The organism is Bacillus sp. AG4(2022), assembly GCF_031844465.1.
GTDB lineage: Bacteria > Bacillota > Bacilli > Bacillales > Cytobacillaceae > Bacillus_AB > Bacillus_AB infantis.
The window spans coordinates 34,731-51,439 of sequence record NZ_JAUZVH010000002.1; the positions used below are offsets into that span (position 1 = coordinate 34,731).

23 protein-coding genes, 1 tRNA gene and 2 riboswitches are annotated in these 16,709 nt (G+C 46.9%); of the genes, 17 read left to right on the forward strand and 7 right to left on the reverse strand.

Annotated features, from left to right (window positions below; translation table 11 throughout):
• The first annotated feature begins 72 nt into the window (after window positions 1-72).
• From Q9R36_RS05595 to Q9R36_RS05605, 3 genes are all read left to right on the forward strand, one after another.
• Window positions 73-1,260 carry a M14 family metallopeptidase gene (locus Q9R36_RS05595; RefSeq protein ID WP_311224641.1) on the forward strand — a complete coding sequence of 396 codons (1,188 nt, stop codon included), beginning with the start codon at window positions 73-75 and terminating at the stop codon, window positions 1,258-1,260.
• A 122-nt stretch (window positions 1,261-1,382) separates the two neighbouring features.
• Window positions 1,383-2,546: a YqgU-like beta propeller domain-containing protein gene (locus Q9R36_RS05600; RefSeq protein ID WP_224951502.1), complete on the forward strand. Its 1,164-nt coding sequence runs from the start codon at window positions 1,383-1,385 to the stop codon at window positions 2,544-2,546.
• A gap of 95 nt (window positions 2,547-2,641) precedes the next feature.
• A complete protein-coding gene (locus tag Q9R36_RS05605) occupies window positions 2,642-2,962 on the forward strand; it encodes an MTH1187 family thiamine-binding protein (RefSeq protein WP_094767064.1) in 321 nt (106 codons plus the stop codon).
• 87 nt (window positions 2,963-3,049) lie between these two features.
• Here Q9R36_RS05605 and Q9R36_RS05610 read toward each other — a convergent pair whose 3' ends face one another.
• Both Q9R36_RS05610 and Q9R36_RS05615 read right to left on the reverse strand, forming a co-directional pair.
• Window positions 3,050-3,223, reverse strand: a complete 174-nt coding sequence (locus Q9R36_RS05610; protein ID WP_009794905.1) for a DUF2759 domain-containing protein — start codon at window positions 3,221-3,223, stop codon at window positions 3,050-3,052.
• Window positions 3,224-3,306: 83 nt separating this feature from the next.
• Window positions 3,307-3,795, reverse strand: coding sequence for a hypothetical protein (locus Q9R36_RS05615; RefSeq protein ID WP_009794906.1), 489 nt, complete (start codon window positions 3,793-3,795; stop codon window positions 3,307-3,309).
• Window positions 3,796-3,905: 110 nt separating this feature from the next.
• Between Q9R36_RS05615 and Q9R36_RS05620 the strand changes: the two genes are divergently transcribed.
• Both Q9R36_RS05620 and Q9R36_RS05625 read left to right on the forward strand, forming a co-directional pair.
• The gene (locus Q9R36_RS05620; protein WP_009794907.1) at window positions 3,906-4,538 is read left to right on the forward strand and encodes an MBL fold metallo-hydrolase; all 633 of its coding nucleotides are present in this window, start codon (window positions 3,906-3,908) and stop codon (window positions 4,536-4,538) included.
• 28 nt (window positions 4,539-4,566) lie between these two features.
• Window positions 4,567-5,631 (forward strand): class I SAM-dependent methyltransferase, encoded by a 1,065-nt coding sequence (locus tag Q9R36_RS05625; protein WP_311224642.1) that lies wholly within the window; start codon window positions 4,567-4,569, stop codon window positions 5,629-5,631.
• 120 nt (window positions 5,632-5,751) lie between these two features.
• On the opposite strand, the gene Q9R36_RS05630 is transcribed toward Q9R36_RS05625, so the two are convergent.
• Together Q9R36_RS05630 and Q9R36_RS05635 are read right to left on the reverse strand one after the other, a co-directional pair.
• Window positions 5,752-5,997 carry a DUF2626 domain-containing protein gene (locus Q9R36_RS05630; RefSeq protein ID WP_009794909.1) on the reverse strand — a complete coding sequence of 82 codons (246 nt, stop codon included), beginning with the start codon at window positions 5,995-5,997 and terminating at the stop codon, window positions 5,752-5,754.
• Between the two features lie 84 nt (window positions 5,998-6,081).
• On the reverse strand, window positions 6,082-6,783 hold the full coding sequence (locus tag Q9R36_RS05635; RefSeq protein WP_009794910.1) for a helix-turn-helix transcriptional regulator: 702 nt from the start codon (window positions 6,781-6,783) through the stop codon (window positions 6,082-6,084).
• Window positions 6,784-6,983: 200 nt separating this feature from the next.
• Between Q9R36_RS05635 and Q9R36_RS05640 the strand changes: the two genes are divergently transcribed.
• On the forward strand, window positions 6,984-7,364 hold the full coding sequence (locus Q9R36_RS05640; RefSeq protein WP_009794911.1) for a Spx/MgsR family RNA polymerase-binding regulatory protein: 381 nt from the start codon (window positions 6,984-6,986) through the stop codon (window positions 7,362-7,364).
• Window positions 7,365-7,416: 52 nt separating this feature from the next.
• Here Q9R36_RS05640 and Q9R36_RS05645 read toward each other — a convergent pair.
• A tRNA-Gln gene (locus Q9R36_RS05645) sits at window positions 7,417-7,488 on the reverse strand.
• Window positions 7,489-7,615: 127 nt separating this feature from the next.
• Between Q9R36_RS05645 and comGA the strand changes: the two genes are divergently transcribed.
• The 10 genes from comGA (at window position 7,616) to Q9R36_RS05695 (ending at window position 12,549) form a co-directional block, all read left to right on the forward strand.
• Window positions 7,616-8,683 carry a competence type IV pilus ATPase ComGA gene (gene comGA / locus Q9R36_RS05650; protein WP_311224643.1) on the forward strand — a complete coding sequence of 356 codons (1,068 nt, stop codon included), beginning with the start codon at window positions 7,616-7,618 and terminating at the stop codon, window positions 8,681-8,683.
• Window positions 8,670-9,701: a competence type IV pilus assembly protein ComGB gene (gene comGB, locus Q9R36_RS05655; protein WP_311224644.1), complete on the forward strand. Its 1,032-nt coding sequence runs from the start codon at window positions 8,670-8,672 to the stop codon at window positions 9,699-9,701. Before comGA ends, comGB begins: the two co-directional genes overlap by 14 nt.
• The gene (gene comGC / locus Q9R36_RS05660; protein WP_148949096.1) at window positions 9,691-10,026 is read left to right on the forward strand and encodes a competence type IV pilus major pilin ComGC; all 336 of its coding nucleotides are present in this window, start codon (window positions 9,691-9,693) and stop codon (window positions 10,024-10,026) included. The genes comGB and comGC overlap by 11 nt, the downstream gene beginning before the upstream one ends.
• Window positions 10,019-10,456 carry a competence type IV pilus minor pilin ComGD gene (gene comGD / locus Q9R36_RS05665; RefSeq protein WP_148949097.1) on the forward strand — a complete coding sequence of 146 codons (438 nt, stop codon included), beginning with the start codon at window positions 10,019-10,021 and terminating at the stop codon, window positions 10,454-10,456. The genes comGC and comGD overlap by 8 nt, the downstream gene beginning before the upstream one ends.
• On the forward strand, window positions 10,443-10,763 hold the full coding sequence (locus Q9R36_RS05670) for a hypothetical protein (protein ID WP_148949098.1): 321 nt from the start codon (window positions 10,443-10,445) through the stop codon (window positions 10,761-10,763). The genes comGD and Q9R36_RS05670 overlap by 14 nt, the downstream gene beginning before the upstream one ends.
• Window positions 10,708-11,190 (forward strand): competence type IV pilus minor pilin ComGF, encoded by a 483-nt coding sequence (gene comGF / locus Q9R36_RS05675; protein WP_148949099.1) that lies wholly within the window; start codon window positions 10,708-10,710, stop codon window positions 11,188-11,190. Before Q9R36_RS05670 ends, comGF begins: the two co-directional genes overlap by 56 nt.
• The gene (gene comGG / locus Q9R36_RS05680) at window positions 11,177-11,566 is read left to right on the forward strand and encodes a competence type IV pilus minor pilin ComGG (protein WP_148949100.1); all 390 of its coding nucleotides are present in this window, start codon (window positions 11,177-11,179) and stop codon (window positions 11,564-11,566) included. Before comGF ends, comGG begins: the two co-directional genes overlap by 14 nt.
• 15 nt (window positions 11,567-11,581) lie before the next feature.
• Window positions 11,582-12,082, forward strand: a complete 501-nt coding sequence (locus Q9R36_RS05685) for a shikimate kinase (RefSeq protein ID WP_129612053.1) — start codon at window positions 11,582-11,584, stop codon at window positions 12,080-12,082.
• A gap of 38 nt (window positions 12,083-12,120) precedes the next feature.
• The gene (locus Q9R36_RS05690) at window positions 12,121-12,315 is read left to right on the forward strand and encodes a YqzE family protein (RefSeq protein ID WP_009794920.1); all 195 of its coding nucleotides are present in this window, start codon (window positions 12,121-12,123) and stop codon (window positions 12,313-12,315) included.
• Window positions 12,316-12,387: 72 nt separating this feature from the next.
• Entirely contained in the window at window positions 12,388-12,549 is a 162-nt protein-coding gene (locus tag Q9R36_RS05695; protein WP_156917017.1) for a hypothetical protein, read from the forward strand.
• Between the two features lie 58 nt (window positions 12,550-12,607).
• Here the strand turns inward: Q9R36_RS05695 and Q9R36_RS05700 are convergent, their stop codons facing one another.
• Window positions 12,608-13,402, reverse strand: a complete 795-nt coding sequence (locus tag Q9R36_RS05700) for a YqhG family protein (protein ID WP_009794922.1) — start codon at window positions 13,400-13,402, stop codon at window positions 12,608-12,610.
• Entirely contained in the window at window positions 13,380-15,068 is a 1,689-nt protein-coding gene (locus tag Q9R36_RS05705) for a DEAD/DEAH box helicase (RefSeq protein ID WP_009794923.1), read from the reverse strand. The genes Q9R36_RS05700 and Q9R36_RS05705 overlap by 23 nt, the downstream gene beginning before the upstream one ends.
• A 245-nt stretch (window positions 15,069-15,313) precedes the next feature.
• Window positions 15,314-15,401: riboswitch (glycine riboswitch) on the forward strand.
• Window positions 15,402-15,404: 3 nt separating this feature from the next.
• A riboswitch (glycine riboswitch) is annotated at window positions 15,405-15,482 on the forward strand.
• Between the two features lie 117 nt (window positions 15,483-15,599).
• On the opposite strand from Q9R36_RS05705, the gene gcvT reads away from it, so the two are divergent.
• Complete coding sequence (gene gcvT, locus Q9R36_RS05710; RefSeq protein ID WP_009794925.1) at window positions 15,600-16,706, forward strand: glycine cleavage system aminomethyltransferase GcvT; 1,107 nt, start codon at window positions 15,600-15,602, stop codon at window positions 16,704-16,706.
• The last annotated feature ends 3 nt before the right edge of the window (window positions 16,707-16,709 follow it).

A 16,709-nucleotide genomic window follows, 5' to 3' on the forward strand; every position in this document is an offset into this window, starting at 1 on the left:
CCCTTCTTTTATAGACCGTAATGATGGGCCTCTTTCTGTCATACATATGAGAAGATGGAAAGGGGGATCTTCATGAAAGTAGCAGTCCGATCAGGCGATACGCTTTGGTATTACAGCAGTCTTTTTATGGTTCCAGCAGGGCTTTTGGCTGACTCCAACCCTGGGGTGGATCCGGCAATGCTGCAAATCGGCCAGGAAATAGCGATTCCCGGCTTTACTGTACAATCCTATATAATCCGCGAAAATGATAGCTTCTGGAAAATAAGCGCGTCCCGCAGCCTTTCAGTGGATGCGCTGCTTCTCCTGAACCAGGATGTCAATCCAAACAGGATACAGCCCGGAGAGGAAATACTGATTCCTGTGAGGGCCGTTTCCCCAGTCGTAAATGGGCGGATAAAATATACATTTGACCAGCTTGAAAATGATATCAGGGAGCTTGCCGACATCTTTCCCTTCATAAAGATAGGTTCAGCAGGGGAAAGCGTCCTCGGAAAAACCCTATATGAAATCAGGCTCGGCAATGGGAGCAAGAAGGTGCACCTGAATGCTTCATTCCATGCCAATGAATGGATCACATCATCTGTATTAATGCTCCAACTGAACACATTCCTGCTATCTCTAACCAACAGCACGCCCATAAGGGGCATCAGCACACTTCCTTTATATGATTCAGTCGATCTATCCATCGTACCGATGGTAAACCCGGATGGGGTAAACCTGGTCCTGGAAGGGCCTCCCGGAGGAATGGAAGCAGAACTGGCAGAAATCAACAGGGGCAGCACAGATTTTACAGGCTGGAAAGCCAATATCCAGGGAGTGGACCTGAACAATCAATTTCCCGCCAAGTGGGAAGTAGAAAAAGAGCGGACAGAAGAAAAGGCTCCTGCACCAAGGGATTTTCCAGGGACTGCCCCTTTAACAGAGCCAGAGGCTCAGGCGATGGCAGCACTTGCAAGGGAGCGGGAATTTGGAAGGATTCTTGCCTATCATACCCAGGGAGAGGAGTTCTATTGGGGATATGAGGGTCTGGAACCGCCTGAATCTGCCGCGCTTGCCAGCGAGTTTGCAAGGGTAAGCGGCTATGAGGCCATCCAGTATGTGGACAGTTTTGCAGGATACAAGGATTGGTTTATAAAAGAATTCCAGAGGCCCGGTTTCACGATCGAACTGGGAAAAGGGATCAACCCGCTTCCGTTGTCGCAGTTTGATGAAATATATGAAGAGACGCTCGGTATCTTCCTCGCTTCCATATATATGTAATTCACATATTCGCCGATTATCGGTTTAAAAATTTTTGTTATTAAAATATAATATATTTGTAATATAAAAGATAAATTTACTTGAAACCATTTATGGCTCAGAAGGGAAAAAGGATGTGTGGAATGAAACATGAAGACTCTCACCCATTTTTTAAGTTTTTAGGCCCATTCCTGTTTATATTTGCTTTATCCACACTCATCCTATTCGGGTGCAGCCCCGAGCCTGCCAGCCGGGATGGCGGGGAAAATGGGAAAGGTCATTCGGCCCAGACAGCTGGCAAGGGGCAGGGAGACCAGGAAGAAAAATTTAAGGTGAAGCCTGTAACCGTCGAAGAGGGAGAAATCCAGTCCATCAACGGATGGGTTGGAAAGAACATACTTGCCTTTACTGTTGCGGAACAGGAAGGAACAAAAGTGATTACCCATAATATTAAAACAGGGAAGCAGCAAACAATCTATGAGGATGAGGAACCGATTGCGGCTGTAACAGTCAGCCCATCAGGGAAATATCTGCTCATCCAGTCACCGCAGGCCGGCAATGAAAGCACCCTTACCATCATTGATCATGAAGGAGCCCAATTAGCTGAAGAAACGATGGAGCTGTATGAGCTTGCAGTTGAATGGAATCCTTTTGATGAGAACAGCCTCCTGCTCTCTGTGTTTAATGAGGATTGGGAATTCCAGGTTTACCATTTTCAAATCAGCGGGAATCTGCTTGAAAAAATCGGATTGCCAGAGCCTTTTGCCCAATGGATATCCAAGGACGATTTGTTTTATCTGGATTGGAGCGAGCAAAGCCCTTCTCTCTTTGCTCCTATGAAAACGATGGGGCTTTTGAATGGAGAGGCCAAAACTGTCCTTGATGATCTGATTAAAGCAGAAGCGTTGCCTGAAGGGATAGTGGCGCTTTCTGTCGATCAGGAACAGGAAGGGATGGCTGAGTATACCTTCTATGACGGGGGCTTCCAGCGTGTATCTTCTTTTTCGATGCCTCATTTAACAAGATATTCAGATTGGCTGGTTCCTTACTATGCATACGATCAATCCGCCGGTCATTTTTATACCTTTGAACCGCTCTACAGTACAGAAGCAGATGCATACGCAGAAGGTTTCAGGCTGATCAGCTACAGTCCTGATGAACAGATAAAGGATACCATTTTCGAGGAGATGGAAAACGAGCCTTTGAGCTGCGCTCCCGAAGGCAGCTGGTGCCTGTACGGGTTTTATTTTGAAAAGCTTCTGAATATGGCTGATAAAACAACGGTTGATCTTGTGAAAAAAGAATAGTTTTCCCTTTTGTTTATAAAAGGAAAGGTCTACAATACAAAATGAATCCTCTATGCGCTATAGAGGCTTTGAATAAGATTGAAAGAGTGATGTAAGTGGCTATTGCAGATGTAACAATCATTCCGATCGGAACTGGTTCGCCAAGTGTCAGTGCATATGTGGCAGATATTCAAAGAGTCCTGCAGAAGTTTGAAAGCGAAGGGCTGATCAGGTTTCAGCTGACCCCTATGAGCACGCTTATTGAAGGAGAGCTGCCGGATTTATTCAAGGTTATCGAAGCCATGCATGAAGTGCCGTTTGAAAAAGGCCTTGCACGTGCTGCAACCAACATCCGTATTGATGACAGGCGGGATGTTGCAAGAAAGATGGAAGACAAGGTAGCGAGGGTGCAAAGCCGCCTGGAGGGATTGGAATAACAGAAAAACAGGGCTGCTTTCAAGCAGTCCTGTTTTTCTGTGAAAATAAAAAAAGCTTGCTGCAGGGCAGAAGCTTTTTTCAATGCATTAGTGTGCCGCCGGAAAACCGTGGTGGATAAGGGTCATAACTGCAAACCAGCCGAAAACGGCAAAAGAGCCTCCTCCGAACACAATTCCCAGGAGATTCTTATTTTTAAGCGCAGAGAAGGTGCCGTATGCTGCAAGCAATGAAACTAAAGCAAAGACAATGACCAAGCCCATGTTGAAAAGCCCCCTTTATCGTATGATCAGATTAGTAAAATCTGTATGTAAGTAATGGTTTACATTCGTTATTATTATATATTTTATATACCCAATTTGTCGAGGTCTAAAAATGACACTTCTATGTCGTATGCCCTTGCAATCCCTAAAGCCAGCTCCTCCAGGTGTACCCCGATAAAATAAACGCGCCCGCACGTGAGAGAAGACGATGCAGCCAGATGCTCTTCAAATTGCAGCAGGGCCATCTCCCGCTGGGCCGCCTCCCCGGCTGTTATGGCAAATGGGCGAACAAGCTCCATCCAAAGATAATATTCCCCATTTTCTGAAATGGTTCCGCAATCATCAAAATGTTCCCCCATAATGGCATCTTCCAGGTATATGAGGAGGTGCCGGTCTTCGAACAGATGCCCTTCTTTCAGCAAAAAGACCGCTGTCTCCCTATCCTGTTCAGATTCGAACAAATATAGGGTGCCCGCTGTATCCTTCAGGCTTGTTTCATTTCTGAGCAGCAGATCAAACTCAGGCAATTCCCCGATAAGGCTTGAAGCCTCAGCAGCATAAAAAATCTTCAATTCAGCATCCCCCCGGTTTATTTTTATCCTCTTTATGCAATCAGCTTTAGGTGGTATTAGTAATAGTGTAAAATATACATAAATAAATGTTCAACTGGAGGCTTTATATAATGGAGTGGAAACAGATACCTTTAGGACCGATTCAGACAAACAGCTATGTTCTCTCAAGAGAGGATGGAACCTGCCTGATTATAGATCCGGGTGGTGAAGCGTCAAAGCTGGCAGGGTATATTAAGGGCAATAAGCTGAAGCCGCTTGCTGTCCTGCTGACACATGCCCATTTTGATCATATTGGTGCATTGGATGAAATCAGGGAAGAATTCGGCTGTCCTGCTTATCTTCATAAAAAGGAATCCTCATGGCTGCGTGATCCTTCCCTGAACGGCTCACAGTTTTTCAGGATGGGCAAGGTCACTGCCAAGCCTGCGGATAATCTTCTTGCAGGAGATCAGGAAATGAAAATCGGCGCGTTTTCGTTCCAAATTATTGAGACGCCCGGCCATTCGCCTGGAAGTGTTTCATTCTACTTTCCGGAAGCAAGCCTGGTAGCTTCAGGTGATGCTTTGTTCAGCGGAAGCATAGGAAGGACAGACCTTCCCGGCGGAAACCAGGAAAAGCTGCTGAAGAGCATCCACGACAAGCTTCTGGTACTGCCGGAGGATACCCTGGTCCTCTCCGGCCACGGGCCTGCCACTTACATTGGACAGGAAATGGATTCCAATCCATTCCTTAATGGATTCTGAGCTATCAAGTAAAAGGCGGGGATGAAGGGTGCTGGAACTTTTGACTGAAATCATCAGCCGCAGCCCATCGGGAAGGATAACGGCTGAGCAGTTTATGGATATCGCACTATACGACGAAAATAAAGGCTATTATATGGTACCCAAGCCGAAAATCGGGCGTAACGGGGATTTTATCACCACATCAAATATTTCTGATATATATGGAAGGGCGGTAGCCAAATGGTACTTCCGCCAAACGCAGGAGCGGGGACTCCCTTCCCGTGTCTGTGAAATCGGGGCAGGGGACGGCCGTTTTGCTTCAGCATTCATTGACGAGTGGAATAAACTGTCCGGGGATCCTGTCACATATTTTGTCAAAGAAGAAAGCCCATATCATAAAGGCCTGCAGTCTTCTCTTATAGGAGCCCGTGTGCAGCAGGTCGATTCTCTCGAGGAACTTAAGCCTTTTTGCGGTTTGATTTTTTCTAATGAATTATTCGATGCCCTGCCGGTCAGAGTGGTTGAAAAACAGCAGGGGCGTATGATGGAAGTTATGGTAGCAATGGAAAGCGGGGAGCTCAAGGAAGAAGCTGTTCCCCTTGGGGATCCTTCTGTGCTGTCCTACATAAGGGAAAACGGTTTAAAGCTAAAAGAAAATCAGCGACTGGAAATCCCTTTAAGGATGATTGGATTAATATCTTCCATTTCTGAAATGCTTCAGAAGGGGATTGTCCTGACTGTGGATTATGGATATACAGATGAAGAATTGATGGACCCTGCCAGGAAAAGAGGAAGCTTGAGGGGCTATTCCAATCACAGGCTGATCGATGACTTCTTGCGCAACCCCGGCAAAATGGACATAACAAGCCATGTCCATTTTGATTCTTTTATCCGTGAGGGAGAGAAGCGGGACTTGAAATTTGAAGGGAAGTACAGGCAGGATGAATTCCTACTTTCCTGCGGTATCCTGGAGGATCTGCTAAATCATGACGATCCTGATCCCTTTTCTGCAGCCAGCAGGCGGAACCGGGCGATCAGGCAGCTGATCCTGCCTTCCGGGATGAGTGCTGCCTTTCATAGCATCGTGCAGACGAAAGGGCTGGGTGAAGGATAGAAAGAGTGCAAGTGCCTTGCTTCGTTAAGGAACGCAGCTGTGGACAGTAATCGGAGTTATATAATTTTACTTGAAATAAAAAAAGCGATGGGAATTCCATCGCTTTTTCTTTTGCGCACTTTAGTGCCCACCGGCTCCTGGGGTCATCATAAAAGTTGACCAGTAGGTGAAGCCAACAAAGAAAACGGTTAAATAAGCGCCAAAAATATAAATATACATACGTTCGGAAAGCTTTAAATAGCTTAGAAGCAGGAAAAATCCTGTTTGGCCGAAGAAGATTAGAGACGTTGTATACATGTCCCCCAAGAAGAACATGACAGCAAAAATGCCCGTCCAGAATCCCAATACTCTGTACATGCGATCCATATGTATCCCTCCTTTAAAGCAAGCAGTTCAATCACTACCATATTATAAAGTAATTCTTATTAAAAAGTAAACAACTCTTTGCTGTTACTTTGTAACCGCTGCATAGTATGAGCACGATTTACAGTTATTCATCATATTTTCCGTTTCAGCCAGTTCGGCAGAAGGAAAAAGTGCGCTGAGCATCCCTTGCAGGTATTCGAAGTGCATGTCGCACACATCTGCCGGATGTTTGGCTGCCACCTCTTTAAAAGGGCAGTTGTAAATTTGGAAGTATATTTTAGTTTTTTCCGGATTCATGCTGAACTCCGGGAAAAAACCGGCCGCCATGGCCGCACCCTTAAGCAAGAAGAATCTTTCGTCAAAAGAAAGGTCTTCCTCTTTTTTTTCCTGCCTGTTCAATTCTTGTATAAGGAGCTCCCTGCCAAATTTTCTTCCGGTCTCCTTCAGGGCTTTTTTGCCGGCATCACCGAGGCCCATCATTGATTCAATGCAGATTCTTGCAAGCAGCTGAAAATCCCGGAAAGGGAAATTCATCTGGATCAATTCATCGGAGAGCTTATAGTGCCTGCTTGGCCTTCCCCCTTTTCCCGTCTTGCCGGATTTGGAAACCAATAAACCGGCATCTTCCAATTTAGACAGATGCAGGCGGGCAACATTCGCATGAATGCTGAAGTTTTCAGCAATCTCCTGGACAGTGACGTCGCTGTGCTTCTTTGTTATGAACTGATAAATATGATAGCGGGTTGGATCTGCCAGCACATTTGTCACCTTTAACGTTTGATCCATTTCATCACCTCCACCGATCCAATTCCATTATAATACAGCGGCAGCAGAAACAGGTAAGGCAAAAATGAATGTTAGAAAAAAGTTCACAAAAAAGTATTAAATAAGGAGTGTAAAATACTGTACAAAGGTTATACAAATGATGTACAATTCATTTAACAACAAACTAACTAACTAAAAAACCAGAAAAGTGAGGGATAAAAATGAATGAACTGACTTTCTTCACGTACCCGAGCTGTACATCATGCCGAAAGACCAAAAGCTGGCTCAAGGCAAACTCAATCGACTTTTCAGAAAGGCATCTGTTCCGCGAAACTCCATCCAGCAAAGAACTGCTTGAGATCCTGTCTTTGACAACAGAAGGCCTTGATGAGGTTCTGGCCACTCGCAGCAGCACCTTTAAAAATCTGAACATTGATGTGAATGAACTCTCCCTGTCAGAGGTTGTCAAAATGATCGTGGAAGAGCCGAAGCTGCTGAGAAGGCCCATTCTGACTGACGGGAAAAAGCTGGTTGTCGGCTATAATCCCGATGCTTTAAAGGGGATTGCCAGCAGGAAAGAACCGCTGAAGCTTAGCAGCTGAACAGAAAAAGGGGAATCAGCCATGCTGATTCCCCTTTTTCTGCCTTCTGAAACTGGGCTAGCTGGATTCGAACCAACGCATGACGGAGTCAAAGTCCGTTGCCTTACCGCTTGGCTATAGCCCAATGCTGCTGTGTAAAAATAGTATATGGAAAAACGGAAGTCCTATGCAAAAAAAATAAAAATATCAGGAGGACATTTGCAGGAACTGTCGAAATAAGTATTATCCCAAAGAAAGGCGGTGTTATATGGTTGAGTAAAATTGAAAAATTGGCCGACAGTATCGTATGTGATGCGGTCAGGAGAAATGCCTCGGATATCCACATCCTCCCGCGCAGGCATGATACCCTGGTCCAGCTCAGGATCGCTGACAGGCTCTTATCGCGGCAGGTTCTGCCGACTGATGACTGTGAGAGGCTGATTGCCCATTTCAAGTTCTCTGCTTCAATGGATATCGGCGACCGCAGGCGCCCGCAAAGCGGCGCGTATTCACTGGAGATTGATCAGAAGCTGATTGGCCTCCGATTGTCCACCCTTCCTTCTTCCCATCATGAAAGTCTGGTCATCCGCATCCTTCCCCAGGAAGACAATATCCACATTTCAAAGATCTCCCTGTTTCCGGCTATGTCGAATAAGCTCCTGGCACTGCTGAAGCATGCCCATGGGCTGGTCCTGTTTACCGGGCCGACCGGCAGCGGAAAAACAACTACCCTTTATTCCCTCCTGCATGAAACTTCATCCTTATTCAAAAGAAATGTCATCACGCTGGAGGATCCGATCGAGAAGGACAGCGACCTCGTACTTCAGGTGCAGGTAAATGAAAAGGCGGGCGTGTCATATGCTTCAGGGCTGAAGGCCATCCTGAGGCATGATCCGGACATCATTATGGTCGGTGAGATACGCGATGCAGAGACAGCTGAAATTGCCGTACGGGCAGCGCTGACAGGCCATCTTGTGCTGAGTACGATGCACACCAGGGATGCCAAGGGTGCTATATACCGGCTTTGTGAGTTCGGGGTAGGATGGCAGGAAATTGAGCAGACCCTGATAGCTGTAACAGCGCAGCGTCTCGTGGAGCTGTCATGCCCGTATTGCAGCGGTACCTGTCCGCCTCACTGCCGGGGTGCCGCTGCGGGAAGAAGGGCGAGTGTGTTTGAATTATTGACAGGCAAAGCCCTTTCTGCGGTCATGAAGGAGGCAAGAGGGGAAGGGAGCGCCTATCAGTATCCTACTCTGAAGAATGCCATTCTCAAAGGAATTGCGCTGGGGTACATTAAGGAGGCTGAAATGGATCGGTGGGTGTATAATGAGGACTCGTAAATGGACGCTGGACGAACAGGCGGGATTCCTGAAGAGGACAGGCGAACTTCTGCAGAGGGGCTACCCGCTCAGCGAAGCAATCGAATCCCTGGCCTATCATCTGCCTGATTTCAGAAAAGCAGCAATTTCAGATAGTCTCAATGATTTAAAAGAGGGCCATCCTTTTTACCGGGTCCTCACAAACCTCAAGTTCAACCCCACTTTAATCGGCTATGTCTATTTTGCCGAGCAGCATGGCGGCCTTGCAGAAGCCTTTATAGACGGAAGCGCTATCATGGAGAGAAGAAGCAAGGAAATCAGCAGCCTGAGAAAAATCCTCTATTATCCGCTGTTTCTGATGTCAGCCACATTTATTCTATTTTTCTTTGTCCAGCAGACGCTTCTCCCCAGATTTACTTCGCTTTTTTCTTCCATGGATTTAGACACAAATTTCTTTACTGAAGCGGTAATGCTTGCAGGGACCCTGTTCCCCATTTTTGCTGTCCTTTTCGTTGCCCTCGCTGCAGCTTCATTATTGTATTATTCTTTCAGGTTCAGGCATCTTCCCCAGATGGACCAGAAACGGCGCCTTGCCATGCTCCCTGCAGCCGGCCCACTGCTCCGGCTGTTTTTTACCCAGTATTTCACGGCCCAGCTTGGCTATCTGCTAGGAGGGGGGCTCTCAGTCTCTGAGGCTCTCCTCTTATTCCAGCGAAATCCCCAGCAGCCTTTTTACAGTGAATTGGGGGAATCCATAAAAATCAGGCTCAGAACCGGGGAGAAACTGGATGATATTTTGTCCGGCTTTGCTTTTTTCCAGGAAGATCTGTGCCAAATCATCCGCCATGGCGAGAGAAACGGCAAGCTTGGACAGGAGCTGAGGTTTTACAGCATCCACTGCATGGAGGCATTCGAGCAGAAGGTCACTTCAGGCCTCAAAATCGTCCAGCCAGTATTATTCTCCCTCATCGGCGCCCTCGTGATTTCCATGTATCTGGCCGTGATGCTCCCCATGTTTCATTTACTAAATGGTTTATAAAGGAGATGAAATAGTGAAAAACGAAAAAGGTTTTACCCTTATTGAAATGATGATCGTCCTGCTTGTCATTTCTGTCCTGCTCATCATAACCGTGCCGAATATCACCAAGCATAATTCCAAGATCAACAGCAAAGGCTGCGAGGCTTACATCAAGATGGTCCAGGCCCAGGTCCAGTCATATGAGATAGAGCATAAACAGTATCCTTCGGGAATAGAGGAGCTTGTAAGCGAGGGATATTTAAAAGAAGGCGAAACATCCTGTCCGAACGGCAGCAGCATCTCTATCAGTGCGGATGGGGAGGTCACGCAGCTGAATAATGGCTAAAGGTGAAGGTGGATTCACGCTCGTTGAAACACTGCTTGTCTTCTCAATTTTTCTTCTGATCTCTTCTCTGGCTGCTGTTTATATCGTCCCTCAGGCAAGCCGGCTTGAAAGCAGGCTGTTTTTGTCTCAGCTTCAATCAGACCTCTTTTTCGCACAGCAATATGCGATTTCCCGCCAGGAGACCATTTCCTTTTATATTTTTCCGGACGAAAACCGTTATATCGCCACCCCGCCCAATTCTGCCGCTATTATCGACAGAAGCTATGAGGAGGATATCGCCATATACGAAGATACAATGAAGTTATCCTTCCGTTTTCTCCCAAGCGGGAATGTAAGCAGCTTCGGTTCGCTGTATGCCGAAGCCGGCGGGGAAACATACAGGATCACGTTTTTAATAGGGAAAGGAAGGTTTTATATTGTTAAAGAATGAAGGCTTCTTTCTTGCGGAGCTTATCCTCAGCCTGTCTGCCTGGCTTGTTTCAGCCTGTGTGCTGTTTCCGCTGTTCCTCCATGCCTCAGACCAGGCGGAGGAACACAGAAAAAGCTCTGAAGCGGTGCAGGCCTTATATGAATATCTTCAGATGAAAGCTGCGGGATCGGCCCATTCTGTGCTTCACCATGAAGCCTATCCCATAGAGGAGATGGAATTGGATGGACTGAGTGTGGAGGTTTGTGTTCACTATGAGAAAAAGAACGGGAAACACGAAAGAATTTGTGACATTTATTTTAAGGAATAATGGCTTTACGCTGGCTGAGATGCTCTTCGGCTTTAGCATCTTCCTCATCATTACTTCACTGCTCCCTCTTTCGCTCAGATACCTGGCTGATGGGGAAGCATCGGAAATGAGGCTTCAAAGAATGGAATGGGAAATCTTTTCTGCACAGCTGAAAAAAGAGGTTCATATGAGCGTAAATATTGAAGTAAATGAAGGGCGGCTGACGCTTGCGGGGAGCGGTGAGTCTGTCAGCTTTGAAAGGTACGGCAGCAATCTAAGAAGGAGAGTCAACGGGCAAGGGCATGAAGTGGTTTTGCAGAATATCCAGGCGGCCTCGTTTTCCTTTCAGGGCAAGAGCCTTCTCGTAGAGGCGCAAAGCCGCAACGGGGAAAATTTTCACACAGTGATTGTGCCATTTATAGAGGTGAACCAGAATGCTCCGGAATGAAAAAGGGTTTGCTTTTCCTGTGTCTCTGAGCATTCTTCTGGCTTCCTGCTTATCGCTTCTTATCCTGCTGGGGCAGAATGTGTCAGAAGCAGAATTGCTGAACGAAAAAGAACAAATCCTCAAACAGGATTATTATTTGCTCAGCTCTGTCAAAAGGCTTGAGAGGCACCTGGCGGATGTGGAGGAGGATGAAACCCTCCAGCCTGGCAGCTTTATATTTAAAGAAGGGACTGTGACATATTCTATGACAGAACTGGCGGGCTCTCTCTTCGAAATCTCCTTTACCCTGGCGATAGGATCCCAGAAACCGATTGTTTCATATGCGTTTTATGACAGAGACCGCGGAAAAATGATAAAATGGACAGAAAAAAAGTGAACGGAGATCCGCCTGATGAATACAATCTACTTAATCGGCTTTATGGGAGCGGGGAAGACCACTGTCGGCAGAGAGCTTTCCTGTGTTCTTGGGAAGCCTGCGGTTGATATGGATGAGGAAATAGAAAAGGAAGCAGGCATCAGCATCAAGGAGATGTTTGCCCAGAAAGGCGAGGAATATTTCCGTAAGCTGGAAACGCAAATGCTGAAGCGTTTGTCGGCAAGGGACATCATCGTCACTACAGGGGGAGGTGTCGTCTTAAGGAAGGAAAACCGCGACCTTCTAAAAAACACCGGGACTGTCCTGTTCCTGCATGCCTCTCCTGAGGAAACAATTAAAAGGCTTGCTGCTGATACGGCACGTCCGCTGCTCGAGGGCGGGCTTGAACAGAAAGTAAAAGTTCTCTATCAATCGAGGCTTCCATTGTATAAGGAAGCTGCCGACCATATTATTGAGACTGATGGGAGGACAATCGGTTCCATCACGGCAGAAGCGCAGCTGTGTTTGAAAAGCTGACGGCCGGGACATACTTTGACTAAAGAGAGGTGTGTCCGATGAAAACCAATGATTATGTGAAATATGTCACCCAGACTTTTGTGAAGTATATGGACCAGCCGAAGGATGAGCGGAAAAAACAGAAGGAAAGCCGCAAGGATGAAAAAGAGCCGTTCCTATTCAAATGGTTCGGAATCATCCCATATGCACTGCTGGCTGGGCTGAAAAAAGGTAAAGCGGCAAAACGGCAATAGAAAAAGGCGTTATGAGGAGCCTGGCCTGAGAAATAGGAGTGTATGCTCCAGTCCGGCGGCGGGGAGTATGATATGCCGGAAATAAAAAAAGAGAAGTGCGGGCCGGGCCTGCACTTCTCTTTTTTTTCGGGAGATGAAGAAGTATATACTGGAAACTATCCAGGGGTGATGATAAGGAAGTACAGCCTTAAGATACTCCCTTATCTTGTACCAGCTTATGCTGCAGCAGGATAAGAGGAGCGGCGAATACCGGACAAGCATCGAAAATGTGTGAAAGCCATGCTGTTTCTGCCTAAACGGCCGTATCTGTCAGATAGAAAAGCCCGCCATTCACGATGCTGACATTGACTTTTGGCTCATATTGCTCCTGCAGGGCGGTTTTTTCATTTTCGTAGGTCTCGTTCCGTTCTTCCATATCTTCATAAAAATGTTCAAGCAGATCAAGATCCTTCTTCCATCGTTCCCTTGCCTCGTCAGCCCAGCCGTGCTCCTCTGAATCAATCTGCGACTTCAGGAATCCTTCGATCCTGCTGATGCCGCTCTTTGGCATGATCAGAGGCGACAATGTAAACGAATAGTCGGGGATCTTCGGTGTAAGCTGCAGCTGAAGCAGTCGGTCATGGAAGTTTTCAACCATTTGGCCATTGAGCAGCTGCAGACCGATCGATTTGAATACATCTCTTTTCCGGTCGCATTGATAAGAAATTTTTACATTCATGCAAAGCCACGGCCTTAAAGGCGTCTGCCTGCCCGGCGGGGAAGAATGCTGTTCGTACAGACGGATGTAGCCTGCAAGGCTCCGTGCTGATTGAAATATCTGATGCAGGCGCGGAGAACCGAAATGGATCGTTTCTCCCTTCAAGTCGGAAGGCGCAAGCTGCCGGTTAGTAATGAACGTCAGCTTCATCGGGTTCGGGATGCCTCCGGTTTTTTCAAGATAATGCCAGTAGAAAGGACGGTTCATCAGCTCTTTATCAAGCTCAATTGTCAGCTGGACTGTCATATAGCCGGGTCCCTCCTCAGTGATATCACAGCCGTTTGCGGTAAAATAGCGTGCCAGGAATTTACGTATTTCCTGCTGCTGCATGTGCGCCGCCCTCCTTCATTTCTTCAGCAAGCTGTATCATGCTATTCAAGTTCTCCATTTTGATTCTCATCTCTCCCTCTGAAGCCGATCTTCCAAAAATATCTGTCAGATGGTCCTCGATGCTTCCGAACTCAAGCTTGGCGAGGATATCATCAAGCTCCCCGATGACTTTTTCAAACAGATGAATCTTCTCATACAGCAATTTGAGAATATGTTCTTCAACTGTATCCTTGACTGCGAAATTATAAATCATCACATCTTTTTCCTGGCCCAAACGGTGGATCCTTCCGATTCTTTGTTCAAGGCGCATCGGATTCCATGGCAGGTCATAATTGATAATATGGTTGCAGAATTGGAGGTTGATCCCTTCACCTCCGGCCTCTGTCGCAATCAGGACCTGGACATTGTTCTTGAACAGCTCTCTCATCCAATCCTTCTTACCCCTTTTGAAACCGCCCCTGAAAGGGACAGAACTGATGCCGTGCTGCTTCAGGAACCATTGTAGGTAAAGCTGGGTCGCCCTGTATTCTGTGAAAATGATGACCTTATCGTCAATGCCTTTGATAAGCTCGAGCGCTTTTTCTGCTTTAGAATTTCTCTGAACCTTCTCCACTTTGCTGACCAGGAACTGAATCTGTTCCTGAAACATATCAGAAGGGGCCTCCTGCCTGGAAACCATATTGCGGAGCGTATAAAAGACTGCCTCCCGGCTGCTGCAGGCCTCGCGCTGCAGGGTCATGACGGAGAACTGGCTTGAATTGACCCAATCTCCTTCCCCTCTCAATTCTGTAACAGATTCGTACAGATCTCTTTCTTCCTTGGAAAATTCAATCGGGATGGTTTCTACATGCCGTTTTGTCCATTCAATCCCGGTATCAGCCCGCCTGTTCCGGATCATCACTTTATTGACCAGCTCTTTCAGGTGGGCATTGTCATCGAGCGAGCGTGAATCCTTCTTATACTTTTCATAAAAAGCTGTTTCATTACCCAGATGGCCAGGCTTCAAGAGAGAAACGAGGTTGAAAATCTCGCTTATCCTGTTCTGGATCGGTGTAGCAGTAAGGAGAAGGCAGAATTTCTTCTTCAGGCTCTGGACAAATTCATAGTTTTTCGTTTTGCTGTTTTTCAGCTTATGAGCTTCATCGATGATAATCAAATCATAATCAAGGGAAAAAATGATGTCGCGGTGCGGATTCCTTTTGGCTGTATCTATGGAAGATACCACCACATCGCACTGCTCCCACACATAAGCCTTGCGCTGGGCAACTGCCGGTATGTAGAATTTTGTGTTCAGCTCGATTTCCCACTGGGTGACAAGAGAGGCTGGAACCAGGATAAGGACTTTTTTCACGAGACCCCTAATCATATATTCTTTTAGTATCAGTCCCGCTTCAATTGTTTTTCCGAGCCCGACCTCATCGGCCAATATCGCTTTTCCGTTCATATTCTCAACTACCTGCCTGGCAACTTCCAGCTGGTGGGGCAGCGGCGTCAGGTCCGGCAAGTGCCCCGGAGCCTGGAGGCCATTGAATTCGGGGATGATGGTATGCTGCTCGACCTCTGCAGCAAGTCTGTAAAGCTCCCAATTCCCCCAAGGTCCGTCATTGGATATTCTTGATAGAAACTCGGTTTGCCATGTAGAATCAAAATCGATCTGGACTGGCATGGTAAAACAGCTCCTTCGCTTGTAGTTAAGCCCCTCTTGGCAATGCCCCCGGGGAGTCCTGCGGGTAAAAAGAAGCGTCTCAAATTATATATTGCCCAATCTGAAATAGGATGGTAGGATGATAATAGCTTTGAATGTTTCGAAATTTGTCATTAAACAAATTTTGGCTCCGAACGGCCATCAGCAGCATGCTGCGGATTCTTCATTGAATAGTATGGCCATATTGGAAAAAATTATAAATGCGGATGAGAATAAGGGGAGAGACTGTGTATACAGCGCCGAAGGAGCAAGCATTCATGTGAATCTCTCAGGCAAAAGAACCCTTGTTGGACGCGGCTCTGGAGAGTGCTTCATTTAGGAAGCCACCAAAGGGGAAAACCGGTAAAAGGTAAACTTTCAGGTGCCAGGACAGAGACCCTCGTTAGGAACGGGGGATTTCTCTGTCCTTTTTTCGTGCCCAAAACCTTCAGGCGTTCAAGCCTCATGGTTAGCAATCTTGTATTTATTATTTGGATCAAGGGGGACAAGTGAATGTCGCAGCTAAAACGTACACCATTATATGAGGAATACCGGAAGCTTGGAGCAAAAACCATCGATTTTGGCGGCTGGGACCTGCCGGTGCAGTTCACTGGCATCAAAGATGAGCACGAAGCCGTAAGAACAAAAGCAGGCCTGTTTGATGTATCCCATATGGGAGAGATAGAAGTGAAAGGGCAAGCCAGCCAGGATTTTCTGCAAAAAATGATGACCAATGATATCTCCAAGCTCAAAAGCGGCGGTGCACAATATACCGCGATGTGCTATGAAAGCGGCGGCACTGTTGACGATTTGCTTGTGTATAAATTCGAGGATGATCACTATCTGCTGGTTGTCAATGCGGCAAACATAGAAAAGGATTATCAGTGGCTTGAAGATCATCTGATTGACGGCGCTGACATCAGGAATCTATCTGATCAGACTGCCCAGCTTGCTTTGCAGGGACCTGCAGCTGAAGGGATTCTCCAGAAGCTTGCAGGCGAAAAGGATCTAAGCGAAATTGGCTTTTTTAAATTCAGCAGTGACGTGGATCTGAATGGAAAGAAAGCGCTCGTTTCCCGCACCGGCTATACGGGCGAAGATGGATTCGAGATCTACTGCCATTCGGATGATGCCTCAAGCATCTGGAATGATATCCTTGAAGCCGGAAAAGAAGAAGGTGTGCTGCCTTGCGGGCTCGGCTGCCGCGACACCCTGAGGTTTGAAGCAAACCTTGCGCTGTACGGGCAGGAGCTGTCGCCAGACGTTACCCCCCTTGAAGCCGGGATCGGTTTTGCTGTAAAGATTAATAAAGAAGCTGATTTCATCGGCAAGCCTGTCCTCAAGCAGCAAAAAGAAAATGGTGTGCCGAGAAAGCTGGTCGGGCTTGAAATGATTGACAGGGGAATCCCGCGCCACGGATATCCGGTGCTGGCGGATGGAGAGCAGGTCGGCGAAGTGACGACAGGCACACAATCACCGACCCTGAAGAAGAACATCGGCCTCGCCCTGATCAAGACCCAATATGCGGAGCTTGGCAATGAGGTAGAAGTTGAAATCCGCGGCAAACGGCTGAAAGCAGTTATAGCTGCCACACCTTTTTATAAAAGAGATAAGAAGTGACGG